Origin of the sequence: Pseudomonas sp. DSV-1, from assembly GCF_035830915.1 — a bacterium.
Taxonomy (GTDB): domain Bacteria; phylum Pseudomonadota; class Gammaproteobacteria; order Pseudomonadales; family Pseudomonadaceae; genus Aquipseudomonas.
The window spans coordinates 1,548,856-1,566,978 of sequence record NZ_JAYMYG010000001.1 but is presented as its reverse complement, the minus strand read 5'-3'; the positions used below and the strand labels follow the sequence as shown (position 1 = coordinate 1,566,978).

The window sequence follows — 18,123 nt, the reverse complement described above, 5'->3', positions numbered from 1 at the left end:
AGAACGATGGAATTCGCTTTCTATTTCGCATCGGGTGTCGCTGTCGTGTCCACGCTACGCGTGATCACCAACACCAACCCTGTGCACGCCCTGCTCTACCTGATTATTTCGCTGATTGCCGTGGCGATGACGTTCTTTAGCCTCGGTGCACCCTTTGCCGGTGTGCTCGAAGTGATCGCCTACGCCGGTGCCATCATGGTGCTGTTTGTGTTCGTGGTGATGATGCTCAACCAGGGCCCTGCCTCGGTGACGCAAGAACGCCATTGGCTCAAGCCGGGCATCTGGATCGGTCCGAGCATTTTGTCGGCCATCCTGCTGGCCCAATTGCTGTACGTGCTGTTCGCTCACCAGAGCGGTGCGGCAATCGGTCAAACCACCATTGATGCCAAAGCCGTGGGCATCAGCCTGTTCGGCCCGTACCTGCTGGTGGTCGAACTCGCCTCGATGCTGCTGCTTGCTGCAGCTGTGACGGCGTTCCACTTGGGCCGCACTGAGGCGAAGGAGCAATAACATGCCAGGAATACCTCTCGAACATGGTCTCGCGGTAGCGGGCATCCTGTTCTGCCTCGGTCTGGTCGGCCTGATGGTACGTCGCAACATTCTCTTCGTATTGATGAGTCTGGAAATCATGATGAACGCCGCTGCACTGGCCTTCATCGTTGCCGGTGCACGCTGGGCGCAGCCGGATGGACAAGTGATGTTCATCCTGGTGATCACCCTGGCAGCCGCTGAGGCCAGTATTGGCCTGGCGATCCTGCTGCAGCTGTATCGCCGCTTCCATACGCTTGATATCGATGCTGCCAGTGAGATGCGCGGATGAACCTTCTCTTTCTGACTTTCGTATTCCCCCTGATCGGTTTTTTGCTGCTGTCGTTCTCCCGTGGACGCTTCAGCGAAAACCTCTCGGCCGTGATCGGCGTTGGCTCCATTGGCCTGTCGGCCATCGTGGCCGCGTATGTGATCTGGCAATTCAATGTCGCACCGCCACCCGGCGGCGAGTACACGCAAGTGCTGTGGCAGTGGATGTCGGTGGAAGGCTTCAAGCCCAACTTCGCCCTGCACCTGGACGGCCTGTCGGTCACCATGCTCGGCGTAGTGGTTGGCGTGGGCTTCCTGATCCACGTGTTTGCTTCGTGGTACATGCGCGGCGAAAACGGCTACTCACGTTTCTTTGCCTACACCAACCTGTTTATCGCCAGCATGCTGTTCCTGATCCTGGCCGATAACCTGCTGTTCGTGTACTTCGGCTGGGAAGGCGTGGGCTTGTGCTCGTATCTGTTGATCGGTTTCTACTACAGCAACCGCAACAACGGTAACGCCGCACTCAAAGCCTTTATCGTGACCCGCGTCGGCGACGTGTTCCTGGCCATCGGCCTGTTCATCCTGTTCCAGCAACTGGGCACGCTGAATATTCAGGAACTGCTGGTTCTGGCACCTCAGAAGTTCCAGGCCGGTGATTTCTGGATCGTACTGGCGACCTTGATGCTGCTGGGCGGCGCTGTCGGTAAATCTGCGCAACTGCCGCTGCAAACCTGGCTGGCAGACGCCATGGCCGGTCCTACCCCGGTGTCAGCCCTGATCCACGCCGCAACCATGGTAACGGCCGGTGTATACCTGATTGCCCGTACCCACGGCCTGTTCACCCTGGCGCCTGACGTGCTGCACCTGGTCGGCATCGTCGGCGGTGTGACCCTGGTCCTGGCCGGTTTTGCTGCACTGGTACAAACCGACATCAAACGCATCCTTGCCTACTCGACCATGAGCCAGATCGGCTACATGTTCCTGGCATTGGGCGTAGGTGCCTGGGACGGCGCGATCTTCCACCTGATGACCCACGCCTTCTTCAAGGCGCTGTTGTTCCTTGCATCGGGTGCGGTGATCGTTGCCTGCCATCACGAGCAGAACATCTTCAAGATGGGCGGCCTGTGGAAAAAACTGCCTCTGGCCTACGCCAGCTTTATCGTCGGTGGCGCGGCGCTGTCTGCCTTGCCATTGCTGACGGCCGGTTTCTACTCCAAGGACGAAATCCTCTGGGAAGCCTTCGCCAGCGGTAACAACGAACTGTTGTATGCCGGTCTGGTCGGTGCGTTCATGACCTCGCTGTACACCTTCCGCCTGATCTTCATCACGTTCCACGGTGAAGCCAAGACTGAAGCGCATGCGGGCCACGGCGTGACCTACTGGCTGCCATTGAGCGTGCTGATCGTACTGTCGACCTTCATCGGCGCCATGATCACCCCGCCACTGGCCGGTGTACTGCCACAAAGCGTTGGCCATGCTGGCGGTGAAGCCAAGCACAGCCTGGAAATCGCCTCGGGCGCCATCGCCCTGGCCGGTATCCTGCTCGCCGCCCTGCTGTACCTGGGCAAGCGTCGCTTTGTAACCGCAGTCGCCAACAGCGGCATCGGTCGCTTCCTGTCGGCCTGGTGGTTCGCTGCCTGGGGCTTCGACTGGCTGTACGACAAACTGTTCGTCAAACCGTACCTGTTGATCTGCCGCTTGCTGGCCAAAGATCCTCTGGACCAGACCATTGGTTTGATCCCGAAGATGGCCAAGGCCGGGCATAACGCCCTGAGCCGCAGCGAAACCGGTCAACTGCGTTGGTACGCTGCATCCATGGCCGCCGGTGCTGTACTGGTCATGGGCGCCATCGTGTTGGTAGCGGTCTGATATGAACCTTCGACTTTGCGAAAGGAATTGAGCCCGTCATGATTCTGCCTTGGCTAATCCTGATCCCCTTTATCGGCGGCCTCCTGTGCTGGCTGGGTGAGCGTTTCGGCTCCACCCTGCCCCGCTGGATTGCATTGCTGACCATGTCCCTTGAGCTTGCCCTCGGCCTTTGGCTGTGGTCCCAGGGGAACTACTCATTTGCACCGGCGCCTGGCGCCGATCCGACCTGGGCCCTTGAGTTCCAGCACACCTGGATTGCACGTTTCGGTATCAGCGTGCACCTGGCGCTGGACGGCCTGTCGCTGCTGATGATCCTGCTGACCGGCTTGCTCGGTGTGCTGTCGGTTCTGTGTTCCTGGAAAGAAATTCAGCGTCACGTGGGCTTCTTCCACCTGAACCTGATGTGGATCCTGGGCGGCGTGGTTGGCGTGTTCCTCGCCATCGACCTGTTCATGTTCTTCTTCTTCTGGGAAATGATGCTGGTGCCGATGTACTTCCTCATCGCGCTCTGGGGTCACAGCTCATCGGACGGCAAGAAAACCCGTATCTACGCCGCGACCAAGTTCTTCATCTTCACTCAGGCTTCCGGCCTGATCATGCTGGTGGCGATCCTGGGTCTGGTGCTGGTCAACTTCAACAGCACCGGCGTGATTACCTTCAGCTACGCCGAGTTGCTGAAAACCAAGATGTCGCTCACCACTGAGTACATCCTGATGCTGGGCTTCTTCATTGCCTTTGCCGTGAAGCTGCCGGTTGTACCGTTCCACTCTTGGCTGCCGGATGCTCACGCACAGGCACCTACCGCAGGTTCGGTCGATCTGGCCGGTATCCTGTTGAAGACCGCTGCGTATGGTCTGCTGCGTTTCGCCTTGCCGCTGTTCCCGAATGCTTCGGCCGAGTTTGCGCCGATCGCCATGGCCCTGGGCCTGATCGGGATTTTCTACGGTGCATTCCTGGCCTTCGCACAAACCGACATCAAGCGTCTGATCGCGTTCTCCAGTGTTTCGCACATGGGCTTCGTACTGATCGGTATCTACTCCGGCAGCCAGCTGGCCCTGCAAGGCGCAGTGATCCAGATGCTGGCCCACGGTGTTTCGGCTGCCGCGCTGTTTATCCTCAGCGGTCAACTGTACGAGCGTCTGCATACCCGTGACATGCGTGAGATGGGTGGTTTGTGGTCCAAGATCGCTTACCTGCCCGCCATCAGCCTGTTCTTCGCGGCAGCGTCCCTGGGCTTGCCGGGTACCGGTAACTTCGTGGGTGAGTTCCTGATCCTGATTGGCTCGTTCGCCAGCTTCCCATGGATCACGGCCATTGCAACGACCGGTCTGGTGTTTGGTTCGGTCTACTCGCTGATCATGATTCACCGTGCCTATTTCGGCCCGTCCAAGTCCGACGCTGTACTGGCCGGCATGGATGCACGTGAACTGATCATGGTGCTCGGTCTGGCGGTATTGCTGATTTTCATCGGCGTGTACCCACAACCGTTCCTCGATACCTCGGCTGCCACCATGCATGGCGTGCAGCAATGGCTCGGCACCGCCTTCACTCAACTCGCTTCGGCCCGGTAAGAGCGCTATGGAATTCACGATCCAACACTTTATCGCGCTTGCTCCACTGCTGATTACCAGCCTCACCGTTGTTGTGGTGATGCTGGCAATCGCGTGGCGCCGCAACCACTCACAGACCTTCCTGCTTTCGGTGGCGGGTCTTAACCTGGCCTTGTTGTCGATCTTCCCGGCGTTGAAAGTTGCTCCACTGGCTGTCACCCCGCTGTTGATGATGGACAACTTCGCCTTTCTGTACATCGGGCTGATCCTGGCCGCGACCCTGGCCTGCGTCACCCTGGCTCACGCCTATCTGGGCGAAGGCGGCACGGGCTACCCGGGCAACCGTGAAGAGCTTTACCTGCTGATGCTGCTGGCTGCGACCGGCGGTATCGTGCTGGTCAGCGCACAACACCTGGCGGGCCTGTTTATCGGTCTGGAACTGCTCTCGGTACCGGTTTACGGCCTGGTGGCGTATGCCTTCTTCAACAAGCGCTCCCTGGAAGCCGGCATCAAGTACATGGTGCTGTCGGCAGCCGGTTCCGCGTTCCTGTTGTTCGGCATGGCCTTGCTGTACGCCGAAGCCGGCAGCCTGAGCTTCAGCGGCATTGGTCTGGCCCTGGCAGCCACTGGCGTACCTGCGCCGCTGGCACAACTGGGTCTGGGCATGATGTTGGTGGGCCTGGCATTCAAACTGTCCCTGGTTCCTTTCCACCTCTGGACGCCAGACGTGTACGAAGGTGCCCCGGCTCCGGTCGCCGCCTTCCTGGCTACCGCGTCGAAAGTGGCCGTGTTTGCCGTGATGGTGCGTCTGTTCCAGATCACGCCTTCGGCGACTACCGGTGTGATGAGCGATGTACTGACCGTGATCGCGATTGCCTCGATCCTGTTCGGTAACTTGCTGGCCCTGACCCAAAACAACCTCAAGCGACTGCTGGGTTACTCGTCCATCGCCCACTTCGGCTACCTGCTGATCGCCCTGGTGGCGAGCAAGGGCATGGCCATGGAAGCGATCGGTGTTTACCTGATCACCTACGTGCTGACCAGCCTGGGTGCATTCGGTGTCATTACCCTGATGTCCTCGCCGTACAAAGGCCGTGACGCAGACGCCCTGTACGAGTACCGCGGCCTGTTCTGGCGCCGTCCGTACCTGACGGCGGTCATGACCGTGATGATGCTGTCGCTGGCGGGCATTCCGCTGACTGCGGGCTTTATCGGCAAGTTCTACATCATTGCCACGGGCGTTGAAGCTCACCAATGGTGGCTGGTCGGTTCCCTGATCCTGGGTAGCGCCATTGGCGTGTTCTACTACCTGCGTGTGATGGTGACCCTGTACCTGGTCGAGCCGAAACTGCATCGCCACGATGCTCCGCTGAACTGGGAACAAAAAGCCGGCGGCGTCATGTTGCTGGCGGTTTCGGTCATGGTGTTCTTCCTGGGTGTATACCCGCAGCCAATGCTGGAACTGGTGCAACACGCCGCGCTGAACTTTGCTGGCTAAGCGTTAAGCGCTGTACCCGAAACCCCGTGAAGGCCTGGCCTTCACGGGGTTTTTTGTTGGATTTGTAGCCGCTGGCTACGGGTCGTCAACACGAAAACAGACTGCCTCGACGCGCATTGCTTTTGATCTGTGCGCACCGCCGGAAGGCCCAGGATGGCCAGCAGAACCCGAAACAGAACTGATGAGAAGCCATCGCAGAGATGACATAGTCGGCAATACCGCAAATGGAGTTGGCCCCCCAATGAAGAAATACTTCCTCTATCCGCTCATGGCGTTGCTCGCAGGATGCAGCACGGGGCCCTATCTGTATCCGGAATCCGCAACGGGTAAAAACGCCGTGCTTGATCGCACCTGCCCTGGTCCAAAAGCAGCAATGAGCTTTGCCCCCCTCTCGGAAGAACTCAATTGGGTGCATGTACTGGTCTATGTAGCGCCGCCGGGCACATCGAGCTGGCCGGGTAACCTGCGCTCAGTTGATACCGAGCTTCGCCTGTTTGGCCGACTCTACATACCTCCACGCTTGCGCAATCTGAACACCCCGGATCAACGCCGAGCAGCCTACAAACAAACCGACCCGCCTCTGTGGGTGAGTGCCGCCTCCCCCAGGGTGAGCGTAACGCTGGCGACGGGTGAAACCTATCAAGTCAGTATCGATCAATTGGAAACCGGCTTTGACCCGCAGGAACACACCAGCAGCCGTAAGGGAACGCCACTGGGCAAGGGCGACATGGATGACTTCACACTCACCTTCCCGGATATTTACGTGAATGGTGAAAAAGTGCCCATGGCACCCGTCCACTTTAAAAAACGTGAAGAACGCTATGCGCCAGTATTCAACTGCTGAGTAAAAACCTGCCACACCCGAACAACGGCAATGCTGTTCGACTGGCACCTGCGCATGTCTGACCGAATAACTGCCTGCCAAATGGAGTCATGCCATGGAACGCGAGAAAATTGATGCCGCATTAAAAGAACATGTCGTCACGGTACTTCGCTGCATGGGGTTTAAGGGGTCTTTTCCTCACTTTCGCCGTAACACGGGACAGCAAATTGACCTGCTAACGTTTCAGTTTGATAAACATGGAGGCGGTTTTGTTATTGAAGTCGCTGTCAGTCCGACTGAGGGAGTCACCCTGCATTGGGGCGAGCAGATCCCCGCGGCAAAAGTGGTCGCCACGCACCTGCATCCCAATAAACGCATTCGGTTGGGCGCGGCCATGGAAGGAGACCACTGGTTCAGATATGACAATAAAGGCACCCGCACTACCCGATTCGAAGATACGGCCCGGGAGGTACTGCCTTACCTGAGCGCTGAAGCGACTGACCATTGGGCTAAAGGCCCGCTCTGTGACAACTCAACCTCGTAAGCCCCTTCGACCCGGGATGAGTTTCTCAGACGTGACGTGCGGTGATACACAGGGAAACGCCTTTTGGGGGACTTTTTCGGCGTCTGGAAAAGTGATCAGCCGTAAGGGCGAAACCGATATTCCCGTTAAACAAGCGATATCAAGCAGACCCCTGTAACCGCTGACGAGGAACGAAGGCTGCGTCCAGTTTGGTACGCCACTGCGACGCAGCAGTCGCAAACCCTGAGAACCTGGTTTAGCTGACACAACGCATTGTCTGATTTTGCGACGACTTCGTCGCCGAACGCAGCCTTCGTTCCTCGTCAGCGACTACAGATTGAGCAGCGCGCACTTACACCAAACAGGCCGGCCGGTCGGCCGCCTCGGCGCGAAATGCTTTTGATCTGCCCGCCCCTTCGGGAGGCCGAGAGGAGGTTCTGCGCAGTGGGCATCCCGGCATGGATGCCGGGAGAGCCGTGTTGGGCCAAGGATGGCCCGTCACGGCGGGCCCACGGGGCGGGACCGGAACGAGGGAACCTGAGCGAAGCGAAGGCCGTACGCTGGGGCGAGGACTTTTTGGTTCCTTTTTGGTCCTTCAAAAAGGGACTCGCCGTAAGGGCGAAACCAATGTTTTAGTTAGACACAAATGCCGGATATGTACTCAACGTATCAGTTAAACAAACACGATCAAGCAGGCCGCAACCGCCAGCCCAGCACATCGAGCAGGTCACAACCGTCGCGCAACAATTGCGCCGAAACCGTGGCCAGATGCTTGAGATCAACAGCATCGGCCTGCTGCACTTCGCGGCTAGAGAACATTTCCATCAGCTGGGTTACAACAAGAATGCGGGCAGCAGCGTTGGCATGGAGTACATCGAGTGGGGCGTTGCGGTCGATCAGCAAGGCGGGGATGGTGCAGTCGATGGCGGTAAGCGGAATGTACGGTGAATTCGTCATATGTAAGTCTCTTAAAGTTGGATTTAGCCATCCATTTTTGTCGCCAAACAAAAAAGGTGGCCGCTGTACGCGGGTTGGCGAACCGGTAACTTTAAGAAAACCCGGCAGACCCGAAGATCTCCCACGTACAGCTGCCATAAAACATTGCGAGCAAAATACACGCTCAACCGTATATAGCAATTATGTACTTATTTAAAGTTACTCCGGATCGCCAAATCCGTTCGCCTTATCGGCGAGCACCGACTATAGGCCCCGCACCAAGCCCCCAGCAATTGCCAACCCTGTGCGAAAAATCCCGAAAAAACGTGAGCTTGTAGCATCGCGAGCAAGCCCACTCCCACTCAATTTATGCTGCCCGCACGTTGCGAGTGATTCTCGGCTTGTATAGGCTGGCGCGCCGCCCGCCCATCGATCTGGAAGCTCCATTAATGCGCTCTGCTCTTTCTTCACTTTTACCCTTGGCGCTGATCTGCAGCGCCCCCGCCTATGGCAGTGCCCTGGAACTGGGCGAGGTTCAGGTACGCAGCGAAGAAAGCAGTGAGCTTGAGGCCGCAAAGGTCGCACTTGAGCAAATCCCCGGCGCCAGCAACCTGATCGACATGACCCGCGTCGAAAACGGCCGCACTGCGAGCAATGCCGATGTGCTGGCCTATCAACCGGGGGTCTATGCGCAATCAGCGGGCAATGACGGGGCCAAGGTCTCGGTACGCGGCTCGGGTATCAACCGCGCGCCCAGCGCCCACGGTTCAGGCCTGTATGTCATGTTCGACGGTTTGCCGCTGACCGGCCCCGGCGGTACGCCCTATGAACTGTTTGAACCCTTGTGGCTAAGCCGCGCCGAAGTGCTGCGCGGCGCCAACGGTTTCGAAACCGGCTCGCTGGCCCTGGGCGGGTCGATCAACTATGTCACCCATACCGGCTACGACGCGGCGCCATTGCAGGTGCGCTATGAAGCCGGCAGCTACGGCTATCAGAAACGCCAGATCAGCTCCGGGCAGGAGCTGGGGGATCTGGACTACTACGTCTCCCTGACAGATTCCAACACTGACGGTTATCAGGACCACACCGCTGGCAACAGCAAAGGCATTGCCGCCAACGTCGGCTATCGCTTCAGCCCGCAACTGGAAACCCGCTTCTACCTGCGCTATCGCGAAACCGATAACGAACTGGCCGGGCGCGTGACCAAAGACAGCATCAAGCATCATCCCCGGGCAGCCAACCCGGCCTACGTCAGCGGTGACTACACCCGCCCGCAACCCGGCAGTACCTGGCTGGGCAACAAGACCACGATGTACCTGGATGACGATTCGCAACTGGAAGTGGGCCTGGTCTATCACGACTACCCGATGGATCTGCGTGAAGGCCCCAATCGCCTGAAAGTTGCCTACACCGATGTCAGCGGCACGCTGAACTACAAGCGTCGCGACACCCTGTTCGGGCTTGAAAGCAACACCACTGTGGGCCTGCGCAACACCAAGCACCTGCCTAACAGCGGTGCGTCGGAATATGTACGTATTTCGACTAAATACCCGGTCGGCACCAAGACTCGTGACTTCAGCTACCAAGGCTCAGACACCGTGCTGCACGCCAGCAATGACCTTGAGCTGATCCCCGACCTGTGGCTGACCACCGGCATGGCGCTGATCTATACCCGCCGCGAGAGCGATGTGAGCTACCCCGAGAGCGGTGGCAAGGTCAGCCAGCATGATTGGGACTACGCGCCCCGAGTTGGCTTGCGCTACGAGTTCAACCCGAACCTGCAGGTGTATGGCAACCTGAGTCGCTCGGTCGAACCACCGCACCCTTGGTCGATGATCTGGAGCTCGCCGTACCGCTTCAAAGACAGCGGCCCCGCAACAGATCGTCAAAGCACACCGATAGCCATGCAAAACCAGACGGCTACCACGCTGGAGCTGGGTACACGTGGCGAGTCATGGGTAGGTAAATGGGATCTGGCCTGGTATTACTCGGCCGTACGCCATGAGTTACTGACCGTGGAGATCGAGTCACCCATCGTCGGTGAATACAACGCCAGCCCAACCGTGCACCAAGGCATCGAAGCAGGCCTCAACAGCCTCCTGTGGGAAGGTCGAGCCGCAGGCAAAGTATCCCTGCGTCAGGCCTACACGTTCAGCGACTTCCACTACCGTGATGACGAGCGCTTCGGTGATAACAAGTTGCCGGGCATCCCACAACACTACTACCAGGCCGAAGTCCGCTATGACCACCCGCAAGGCTTCTATGCCGGGGTAAACACCCAGGTGGCTTCGCGGATGGCGGTGGATTACGCCAACTCGTACTACGCGTCGTCGTACATGCTGTTTGGCGCAACGCTGGGCTACAACTCCCCCAAGCAGGACTGGCAAACCTGGCTCGACCTGCGCAACCTCACCGGTGAGCGCTACGCCGCCACCATTACCCCCGGCTATGACGACAAAGGCCTGGATGCGGCACGCTCCACGCCTGGAGAAGGCATGGGCGCCTACATAGGGGTTTCCTACAGCTTGCGTTAATCCTCCGTCTGGATATCGGCAGGCAACCGCACCTTGCGGCGGGTGCCGCTGAACAATCCCCAGCTGGACAGGAACAGGGCGGCGATCAACGGCCCGATCACAAAGCCATTGAGGCCAAAGATCGCCATGCCGCCCAGGGTCGAAATCAGGATCAGGAAGTCCGGCATTTTGGTGTCTTTACCCACCAGGATCGGGCGCAGCACGTTGTCCACCATGCCGATCACGAATACCCCGTACAGCGCCAGCACTACCCCTTCCCAGACCGCACCGGTCACTACAAAGTAAACCGCGACCGGTGCCCAGACGATCCCGGCGCCTACGGCGGGCAGCAGCGACAGAAACATCATCAGCACCGCCCAGAACAGCGCACTGTGAATGCCCAGCACCCAGAAAATCACCCCGCCCAATGCCCCCTGGGTAATGGCCACCGCCAGGTTGCCCTTGACCGAGGCCCGAACCACACGGCGCAGCTTGAGCTGCAACAGGCGTTTTTGCTGCTCTGCCAGCGGCACCGCATTGCGGATGGTGCGCACCATTTGCTGGCCATCACGAATAAAGAAGTACAGCAGGTACAGCATGATGAAAAAGCTCACCACCAGATCAAAGGTACTTTGGCCAAAACTGAAGACCTGAGTGGCAAAAAACTGGCTGCCTTCGAGTACGCCCTTGGAGACTTTTTCACTGAGACCGTCAATGCTGCCCAGGCCGAAATGATCAAGCCAGTCCTGCGCCGTGGGCGGCAAGATGTCCTTGAACTGCATGACATAACTGGCGACGTTGATCTTGCCGCTCTCAACATCCTTGTAGAGAGTGGCCACTTCTTGCACCAGCAAGGCCGTGGTGATGACCACCGGTATGATCGCGATCACCGTACACGCACCCAACGTGGTGAACGTTGCCAGATTGCGGCGCCCCCGCATCTTGAGCAGCAACTTGCGTTGCAGCGGTGCGAACAGGATCCCCAGGGCCACAGCCCAAAAAATCGCCCCGTAAAACGGCAGTAAAATCCAGATGAAGGCAATCGTGACCAAGGCCAGCAACAGGAGCAGGGTTTTGCGTTGAAGACTTGTTTCGTTCATGTGTCATCCATGTCAGTAGGCCGCGAATGCTTGGAATAGACGCAGTGTAGCCCCTGACACCGGCTGCGATAAGAAGCACTGCCCCTTGAACACTCAAGCTCAATCCCGCGACTTGCGCCAGCAGCCATGAAAACGACATCACGCAGCATTGACAACCCTGTGCGCACTCTGTAAAAAATCCGTCCAGTTGTATGACAACAGATAACAAAAATAATAATGATCAAGGAGCTCTACGGATGATTTCACCTACCTGCGCCCTCTCGCTTCTCACACGCTCGATAAACGCCAAAAGTACCCGCTCCCTTGCGCTGCTCGGCCTCGGCAGCATGGGCCTGGCCTTGCCGTTAACGGGCATGGCAGAGGGCTTTGTGGACGACACCAAGGCCACCCTGACCCTGCGCAACGCCTATATCAACCGCAATTACACCAACCCCAACTATCCACAAAGCAAAGCCGAAGAGTGGACACAAAACTTCATTCTCGACGTCAAGTCCGGCTTTACCCAAGGCACGGTCGGTTTCGGGGTGGATGTGCTGGGGCTCTACTCTCAGAAGCTCGATGGCGGTAAAGGCACAGTCGGCACACAACTGCTGCCGACCCATAGTGATGGCGAGCCCGCCGATAACTTCGGCCGCCTGGGCGTTGCAGCCAAGGCCAAAATATCCAGCACGGAGCTTAAAATCGGCGAGTGGATGCCTGTATTGCCAATCCTGCGCTCGGATGACGGGCGCTCCCTGCCTCAAACCTTCCGTGGCGGCCAGATCACGTCAAAAGAAATCGCCGGGCTGAACCTCTATGGCGGTCAGTTCCGTGCCAACAGTCCGCGTAACGATGCAAGCATGGAAGAAATGTCGCTCAACGGTAAAGGCGCCTTTACCTCCGACCGTTTCAACTTTGCCGGCGGTGATTACAGCTTCAACGACAAGCGCACTCAGGTCGGCGTGTGGTACGCCCAGCTGGAAGATATCTATCAGCAGCAATTCCTGAACGTCCTGCACAGCCAGCCCATCGGCGATGTGACCCTGGGCGCCAACCTTGGCTATTTCTGGGGCAAGGAAGACGGCAACAAACTGGCTGGCGATCTGGACAACAAAACCGCCTACGCCCTGCTTTCGGCCAAATACAAAGGCAACACCCTGTATGTAGGCCTGCAGAAAATCAGCGGCGACGATGGCTGGTTCCGCGTCAACGGCACCAGCGGCGGCACATTGGCCAACGACAGCTACAACTCCAGCTACGACAACGCCAAGGAACGCTCCTGGCAACTGCGCCACGACCTGGATTTTGCAGTGCTTGGCGTCCCCGGCCTGACGATGATGAACCGCTATATCAGCGGCGATAACATCCACACCGGCGCCATTACGGATGGCAAGGAATGGGGCCGCGAATCGGAACTGGCCTACACCGTGCAAAGCGGCACGTTCAAGGACCTGAACCTGCGCTGGCGCAACGCGAGCATCCGTCGCGATTACAGCGCGCACGAATTCGACGAAAACCGCATCTTCATCAGCTATCCGCTGTCGTTGTTGTAAGCGCCCTTCTTGATCTGTGGGAGCGGGCTTGCTCGCGATGGTATCTGTGCAACCTGCCACACCGTGGTGTCTGCATCGCCGGCAAACCAGCTCCCACAGGTATGTGACGCTCCCCAAATAGTAAAACCTTAGCCGTTACAAGTACGGATTCGGCATTGACAACCACCACAATGGCTGTGAATAATCCAAGCCAAGTCATACGACAACAGATGACAATAACAAGAAATACAGGGATTTTTGATGACAACCACACGTACTGTCCAAACCCCCTTCAATCGCCTTCTTCTCACCGGTGCTGCCGGCGGTCTGGGGAAGGTACTGCGCGAAAGCCTCAAGCCCTACGCGAAGGTGTTGCGACTCTCTGATATCGCCCAAATAGCACCCGCGGCCGATAGCCACGAAGAAATAGTCCTCTGTGATCTTGCCGACAAGCACGCTGTTCACCAGATGGTTGAAGGTGTAGACGCCATCCTGCACTTTGGTGGGGTCTCGGTAGAGCGTCCGTTCGAAGAGATTCTGGGCCCCAACATCAGCGGTATTTTCCATATCTACGAAGCCGCACGCCGTCATGGCGTCAAGCGCGTGATCTTCGCCAGCTCCAACCATGTCATCGGGTTCTACAAGCAGGACCAAACCCTGGATGCCCACTCCCCGCGACGTCCGGACGGCTATTACGGTCTGTCCAAGTCCTACGGCGAAGACATGGCCACCTTCTACTTCGATCGCTACGGCATCGAAACCGTCAGCATCCGCATCGGCTCCTCGTTCCCCGAGCCGCAAAACCGCCGGATGATGAGCACCTGGCTGAGCTTTGCCGACCTCACGCAGTTGATCGAGCGCTCGCTGTACACCCCCAATGTCGGCCACACCGTGGTCTATGGCGCCTCCAACAACCTCAACGTGTGGTGGGACAACCGCTTTGCCGCCCACCTGGGTTTTGAGCCCAGGGACACCTCTGAAGTATTCCGCGCCAAGATCGACGCCCAGCCTGTGCCAGCGGCCAACGATCCAGCCATGGTTTACCAGGGCGGAGCCTTCGTTGCGGCAGGTCCGTTCGGGGACGAGTAAACCGCTCCCCGGGCACACCACTGAATACGGACAAGGATTGAGCCGCCATGACTGCTGAACTGATTCTGGATGCACGCAACGCCACCGGCGAAAGCCCGGTCTGGAGCACTGCGCAACAGGCACTTTTCTGGGTGGATATCCCGGCAAAACGCTTGCACCGCTGGAGCCCCGCCGATGGCAAAAACCAAAGCTGGCAAGCCTCGCAAATGCTCGCGTGCATTGCTCAGGCAGGGAATGGCAGCTGGATCGCCGGTATGGAGAACGGGCTGTTCGCCATCACGCCCCACACCGATGGCAGCCTCGACAGTCGCCTGCTGGCCAGCGTGACCCACGCCCTGCCAGGGATGCGATTTAACGATGGCCGTTGCGATCGCCAGGGACGCTTCTGGGCGGGCACCATGTTGATGAACATGGCCGCCGGTGCGCCGGTGGGCGCGATGTATCGCTACAGCGCGGGCCAGCAAGAACCACTCGAGGCGCAACTTGAAGGGCTGACCGTACCCAACGGCCTGGCGTTCAGCCCGGACGGCAAAACCATGTACCTCTCGGACTCACATCCCGATGTGCAAAAGATCTGGGCGTTTGACTACGACACCGACACCGGCACGCCCCATGGCCGCCGCCTGTTCGTGGACATGGCCGAACAGGCAGGCCGCCCTGATGGCGCCGCCGTCGACGCGGATGGCTGCTACTGGATCTGCGGCAACGATGCGGGGTTGATCCATCGCTTTACCCCTGAAGGCAAGCTTGACCGCTCCCTGGCCGTGCCCGTCAAAAAACCCGCGATGTGTGCCTTTGGCGGCGCAGACCTGGACACCCTGTTCGTGACCTCGATTCGTCCTGCCGGGGATCTCGCCGACCAGCCGCTGGCAGGCGGGGTGTTTGCCCTAAGGCCAGGCGTCAAAGGCCTGCCGGAGCCCGCCTTCAATCACTGATTGCTGATCCAACACCTTTAAATAACAAAAACAATATGTGGAGTGACCCATGGATTTCAAACGCACCTTGCTTATCGCTGCGCTCCCGCTGGCTTTCTGCCTCTCAGGCATGGCCCAGGCCGAAATCAAAATCAAATTCGCCGAGGTTCACCCCACTGGCTATCCGCCTGTGGTCGCTGAACAGGAAATGGGCAAGAAGCTTCAGACCCAGAGTAACGGCGATATTTCCTTCAAGATGTTTGCCGGTGGCGTGCTGGGCTCCGAGAAAGAGGTGGTCGAGCAACTCCAGTCCGGCGCGATACAGATGACCCGTGTCAGCCTGGGCATCCTCGGGCCGGTCGTGCCGGAAACCAACGCGTTCAACCTGCCGTTCGTGTTCCGCGACCAGGCCCACATGCGCAAAATCATCGACGGTGAAATTGGCCAGGAGATGCTGGATAAAATCACCAACTCCGACTTCAACATGGTCGCGCTGGCCTGGATGGATGGCGGAACCCGCAACCTGTACACCAAGAAGCCCGTACGCGAAATTGCCGACCTCAAGGGCATGAAAATCCGCGTCCAGGGCAACCCGGTATTTATCCAGACCATCAACGACATGGGCGGCAATGGTATCGGCATGGCCACCGGCGAGATCTTCAGCGCCCTCCAGACCGGCGTGATCGATGGCGCAGAGAACAACCCGCCTACCTTTCTTGAACACAACCACTACCAGAACGCCAAGTACTTCACCTGGACCGATCACCTGATCCTGCCCGAGCCGATCGTGATCGCCAAATCCACCTGGACAAAGCTCAACCCGGAGCAACAAGCCCTGGTGCAGAAACTTGCCCGCGAGGCGCAGTTTGAAGAGCGCGAGTTGTGGGACAAAAAATCCGCCGAAAGCGTCACCAAACTCAAGGCCGGTGGTGTTGAGTTCATCACCCTCACGCCTGAGCAGAAAAAAGCCTTCTACGACGCGACTCAGCCGGTGCGTGACAAGTATGGCGCTGACTACAAAGACCTGATCTCCCGTATTGAAGCCGTTCAATAAGTCAGTCCGATAATGCCGCGGTGACGGGCTCAAGCCCGTTTTCCGCCGCAGTGGTGAGCCCCATGAAAAATACCGTGCTGCGCTTTAACGACATGTTGTACCGGGTGTGTATCGGGATTGCCGGCCTGTCGGTACTGACCATGACCCTGATCATTCCATGGGGCATCTTTGCCCGCTACGTGCTGGGGACCGGCTCCAGTTGGCCCGAGCCCACCGCCATTTTATTGATGGTGGTATTCACCTTCTTCGGGGCCGCCGCCAGTTACCGCGCCGGGGCCCATATGGCCGTGGCGATGGCCGTGGAACGGATGCCCAGGCACATCCGCCCCAAGGTCGCCGTGCTGGTGCAAATACTGATGGTGATGGTCTGTCTGTTCATGACCGTGAAGGGGTTCAAATTGTGTGCGACCACCTGGAATCAGTTCATTGGTGAGATGCCGTCCGTGCGGGTTGGCATCTCCTATTTACCTATCCCTGTTGGCGGCCTGATAACCCTTTGCTTCGTCCTGGAAAAACTGTTCCTGGGCGACCAAAGCCACCGCCGTGCCGTGCGGTTCGACATCGTAGAAGCCAGCGAAGAGGCCGTATAAATGGACGCTTTCGTATTGTTGGGCAGCTTTATCGCCCTGATCCTTCTCGGCATGCCGGTCGCCTATGCGCTGGGCCTGTCGGCACTGGTCGGCGCCTGGTGGATCGATATCCCGTTCGACGCCCTGATGATCCAGGTGGCTGGGGGCGTGAATAAATTCTCCCTGCTGGCTATCCCGTTCTTCGTACTGGCGGGGGCGATCATGGCCGAAGGGGGCATGTCACGCCGGCTGGTGGCATTTGCCGGGGTGTTGGTGGGCTTCGTACGGGGCGGGCTGTCACTGGTCAACATCGTGGCTTCAACCTTTTTCGGTGCGATTTCCGGCTCATCTGTGGCTGACACGGCGTCGGTAGGCTCGGTACTGATTCCGGAGATGGAGCGTGCCGGCTACCCCCGCGAGTTCTCCACGGCAGTGACGGTCAGCGGTTCGGTACAAGCCTTGCTCACACCGCCGAGCCACAACTCGGTGCTGTACTCGCTGGCCGCTGGCGGTACGGTGTCGATCGCTTCGCTGTTCATGGCGGGCATCATGCCGGGATTGCTGCTCAGCGCCGTGATGATGGGCCTGTGCATGATCTTTGCGCGCAAGCGCAACTACCCCAAGGGTGAAGTGATTCCGCTGCGCCGGGCGCTGAAAATCGCCGGTGAAGCGATGTGGGGCCTGATGGCCATGGTCATCATCCTCGGCGGCATCCTGACAGGCATCTTCACCGCCACCGAGTCGGCAGCCGTTGCGGTGGTCTGGTCGTTCTTTGTCACCATGTTCATTTATCGCGACTACAAATGGCGCGACCTGCCCAAGCTGATGCACCGGGCGGTACGCACCATTTCCATCGTGATGATCCTTATCGGTTTTGCAGCCAGCTTCGGTTACATCCTGACGCTGATGGAAATCCCGATGAAGATCACCACAGCGTTCCTGACGCTGTCGGATAACCGTTACGTGATCCTGATGTGCATCAACGTCATGTTGCTGCTACTGGGCACCGTGATGGACATGGCGCCACTGATTCTGATACTTACGCCAATCCTGCTGCCCGTGATCATCGGTATCGGCGTTGATCCCGTGCATTTCGGCATGATCATGCTGGTCAACCTGGGGATCGGACTGATTACACCGCCGGTAGGCGCAGTGCTGTTCGTGGGCGCTGCCGTGGGTAAAGTCACTATCGAAAACACGGTTAAAGCCTTGCTGCCGTTCTACGTGGCGCTGTTCATGGTGCTGATGCTGGTGACCTACGTTCCGGCCATCTCGCTGTGGTTGCCAAGCCTGGTGCTATAACCCGTCCCCTGCCCGTGGGAGCGGGCTTGCTTGCGATGCAGACGACGCGGTGTAACTGATACACCGCAGCG

The 18,123-nt window shown here is 58.4% G+C and carries 16 protein-coding genes; 14 read left to right on the top strand and 2 right to left on the bottom strand.

Annotated features, from left to right (window positions below):
- Positions 1-6 precede the first annotated feature (6 nt).
- From nuoJ to VSQ83_RS07445, 7 genes are all read left to right on the top strand, one after another.
- Positions 7-510, top strand: coding sequence for an NADH-quinone oxidoreductase subunit J (gene nuoJ, locus VSQ83_RS07475; protein WP_019828520.1), 504 nt, complete (start codon positions 7-9; stop codon positions 508-510).
- A gap of 1 nt (position 511) precedes the next feature.
- Positions 512-820, top strand: coding sequence for an NADH-quinone oxidoreductase subunit NuoK (gene nuoK / locus VSQ83_RS07470; RefSeq protein ID WP_019412103.1), 309 nt, complete (start codon positions 512-514; stop codon positions 818-820).
- Positions 817-2,670 carry an NADH-quinone oxidoreductase subunit L gene (nuoL, locus tag VSQ83_RS07465; RefSeq protein WP_133078160.1) on the top strand — a complete coding sequence of 618 codons (1,854 nt, stop codon included), beginning with the start codon at positions 817-819 and terminating at the stop codon, positions 2,668-2,670. The genes nuoK and nuoL overlap by 4 nt, the downstream gene beginning before the upstream one ends.
- Before the next feature lie 38 nt (positions 2,671-2,708).
- Complete coding sequence (gene nuoM / locus VSQ83_RS07460) at positions 2,709-4,241, top strand: NADH-quinone oxidoreductase subunit M (RefSeq protein ID WP_133078159.1); 1,533 nt, start codon at positions 2,709-2,711, stop codon at positions 4,239-4,241.
- Between the two features lie 7 nt (positions 4,242-4,248).
- On the top strand, positions 4,249-5,718 hold the full coding sequence (gene nuoN, locus VSQ83_RS07455; protein ID WP_133078158.1) for an NADH-quinone oxidoreductase subunit NuoN: 1,470 nt from the start codon (positions 4,249-4,251) through the stop codon (positions 5,716-5,718).
- 241 nt (positions 5,719-5,959) lie between these two features.
- Positions 5,960-6,562, top strand: a complete 603-nt coding sequence (locus tag VSQ83_RS07450; RefSeq protein ID WP_326425898.1) for a hypothetical protein — start codon at positions 5,960-5,962, stop codon at positions 6,560-6,562.
- 94 nt (positions 6,563-6,656) lie between these two features.
- A complete protein-coding gene (locus VSQ83_RS07445) occupies positions 6,657-7,085 on the top strand; it encodes a DUF4304 domain-containing protein (protein WP_219261560.1) in 429 nt (142 codons plus the stop codon).
- Positions 7,086-7,751: 666 nt separating this feature from the next.
- Here VSQ83_RS07445 and VSQ83_RS07440 read toward each other — a convergent pair.
- Positions 7,752-8,021 (bottom strand): short-chain dehydrogenase, encoded by a 270-nt coding sequence (locus VSQ83_RS07440; protein WP_326425896.1) that lies wholly within the window; start codon positions 8,019-8,021, stop codon positions 7,752-7,754.
- A 428-nt stretch (positions 8,022-8,449) separates the two neighbouring features.
- Here VSQ83_RS07440 and VSQ83_RS07435 point away from each other — a divergent pair, with 428 nt between their 5' ends.
- A complete protein-coding gene (locus VSQ83_RS07435) occupies positions 8,450-10,534 on the top strand; it encodes a TonB-dependent receptor family protein (protein ID WP_326425895.1) in 2,085 nt (694 codons plus the stop codon).
- Here VSQ83_RS07435 and VSQ83_RS07430 read toward each other — a convergent pair.
- Positions 10,531-11,613, bottom strand: coding sequence for an AI-2E family transporter (locus VSQ83_RS07430; protein ID WP_133078154.1), 1,083 nt, complete (start codon positions 11,611-11,613; stop codon positions 10,531-10,533). The genes VSQ83_RS07435 and VSQ83_RS07430 overlap by 4 nt on opposite strands.
- Before the next feature lie 236 nt (positions 11,614-11,849).
- On the opposite strand from VSQ83_RS07430, the gene VSQ83_RS07425 reads away from it, so the two are divergent.
- The 6 genes from VSQ83_RS07425 (at position 11,850) to VSQ83_RS07400 (ending at position 18,052) form a co-directional block, all read left to right on the top strand.
- The gene (locus tag VSQ83_RS07425; protein ID WP_257622837.1) at positions 11,850-13,145 is read left to right on the top strand and encodes an OprD family porin; all 1,296 of its coding nucleotides are present in this window, start codon (positions 11,850-11,852) and stop codon (positions 13,143-13,145) included.
- Positions 13,146-13,385: 240 nt separating this feature from the next.
- On the top strand, positions 13,386-14,213 hold the full coding sequence (locus VSQ83_RS07420; protein ID WP_219261563.1) for an NAD-dependent epimerase/dehydratase family protein: 828 nt from the start codon (positions 13,386-13,388) through the stop codon (positions 14,211-14,213).
- 47 nt (positions 14,214-14,260) lie between these two features.
- Entirely contained in the window at positions 14,261-15,148 is an 888-nt protein-coding gene (locus tag VSQ83_RS07415; RefSeq protein WP_133078152.1) for a glucurono-1,5-lactonase, read from the top strand.
- Positions 15,149-15,197: 49 nt separating this feature from the next.
- Positions 15,198-16,181: a TRAP transporter substrate-binding protein gene (locus tag VSQ83_RS07410; RefSeq protein WP_219261565.1), complete on the top strand. Its 984-nt coding sequence runs from the start codon at positions 15,198-15,200 to the stop codon at positions 16,179-16,181.
- Between the two features lie 62 nt (positions 16,182-16,243).
- Positions 16,244-16,771 carry a TRAP transporter small permease gene (locus VSQ83_RS07405; RefSeq protein WP_133078150.1) on the top strand — a complete coding sequence of 176 codons (528 nt, stop codon included), beginning with the start codon at positions 16,244-16,246 and terminating at the stop codon, positions 16,769-16,771.
- Complete coding sequence (locus VSQ83_RS07400; protein ID WP_133078149.1) at positions 16,772-18,052, top strand: TRAP transporter large permease; 1,281 nt, start codon at positions 16,772-16,774, stop codon at positions 18,050-18,052. It begins immediately after the preceding gene.
- Positions 18,053-18,123: the final 71 nt, after the last annotated feature.

Excerpts from the sequence above, each read along its gene's own strand:
- VSQ83_RS07450 (WP_326425898.1), top strand. The coding sequence starts at position 5,960 with ATGAAGAAATACTTCCTCTATCCGCTCATGGCGTTGCTCGCAGGATGC.
- VSQ83_RS07410 (WP_219261565.1), top strand. The coding sequence starts at position 15,198 with ATGGATTTCAAACGCACCTTGCTTATCGCTGCGCTCCCGCTGGCTTTC.
- nuoL (WP_133078160.1), top strand. The coding sequence starts at position 817 with ATGAACCTTCTCTTTCTGACTTTCGTATTCCCCCTGATCGGTTTTTTG.
- nuoN (WP_133078158.1), top strand. The coding sequence starts at position 4,249 with ATGGAATTCACGATCCAACACTTTATCGCGCTTGCTCCACTGCTGATT.
- nuoJ (WP_019828520.1), top strand. The coding sequence starts at position 7 with ATGGAATTCGCTTTCTATTTCGCATCGGGTGTCGCTGTCGTGTCCACG.
- VSQ83_RS07445 (WP_219261560.1), top strand. The coding sequence starts at position 6,657 with ATGGAACGCGAGAAAATTGATGCCGCATTAAAAGAACATGTCGTCACG.
- VSQ83_RS07420 (WP_219261563.1), top strand. The coding sequence starts at position 13,386 with ATGACAACCACACGTACTGTCCAAACCCCCTTCAATCGCCTTCTTCTC.
- nuoM (WP_133078159.1), top strand. The coding sequence starts at position 2,709 with ATGATTCTGCCTTGGCTAATCCTGATCCCCTTTATCGGCGGCCTCCTG.
- VSQ83_RS07430 (WP_133078154.1), bottom strand. The coding sequence starts at position 11,613 with ATGAACGAAACAAGTCTTCAACGCAAAACCCTGCTCCTGTTGCTGGCC.
- VSQ83_RS07425 (WP_257622837.1), top strand. The coding sequence starts at position 11,850 with ATGATTTCACCTACCTGCGCCCTCTCGCTTCTCACACGCTCGATAAAC.
- VSQ83_RS07415 (WP_133078152.1), top strand. The coding sequence starts at position 14,261 with ATGACTGCTGAACTGATTCTGGATGCACGCAACGCCACCGGCGAAAGC.
- VSQ83_RS07400 (WP_133078149.1), top strand. The coding sequence starts at position 16,772 with ATGGACGCTTTCGTATTGTTGGGCAGCTTTATCGCCCTGATCCTTCTC.
- VSQ83_RS07405 (WP_133078150.1), top strand. The coding sequence starts at position 16,244 with ATGAAAAATACCGTGCTGCGCTTTAACGACATGTTGTACCGGGTGTGT.
- nuoK (WP_019412103.1), top strand. The coding sequence starts at position 512 with ATGCCAGGAATACCTCTCGAACATGGTCTCGCGGTAGCGGGCATCCTG.
- VSQ83_RS07435 (WP_326425895.1), top strand. The coding sequence starts at position 8,450 with ATGCGCTCTGCTCTTTCTTCACTTTTACCCTTGGCGCTGATCTGCAGC.
- VSQ83_RS07440 (WP_326425896.1), bottom strand. The coding sequence starts at position 8,021 with ATGACGAATTCACCGTACATTCCGCTTACCGCCATCGACTGCACCATC.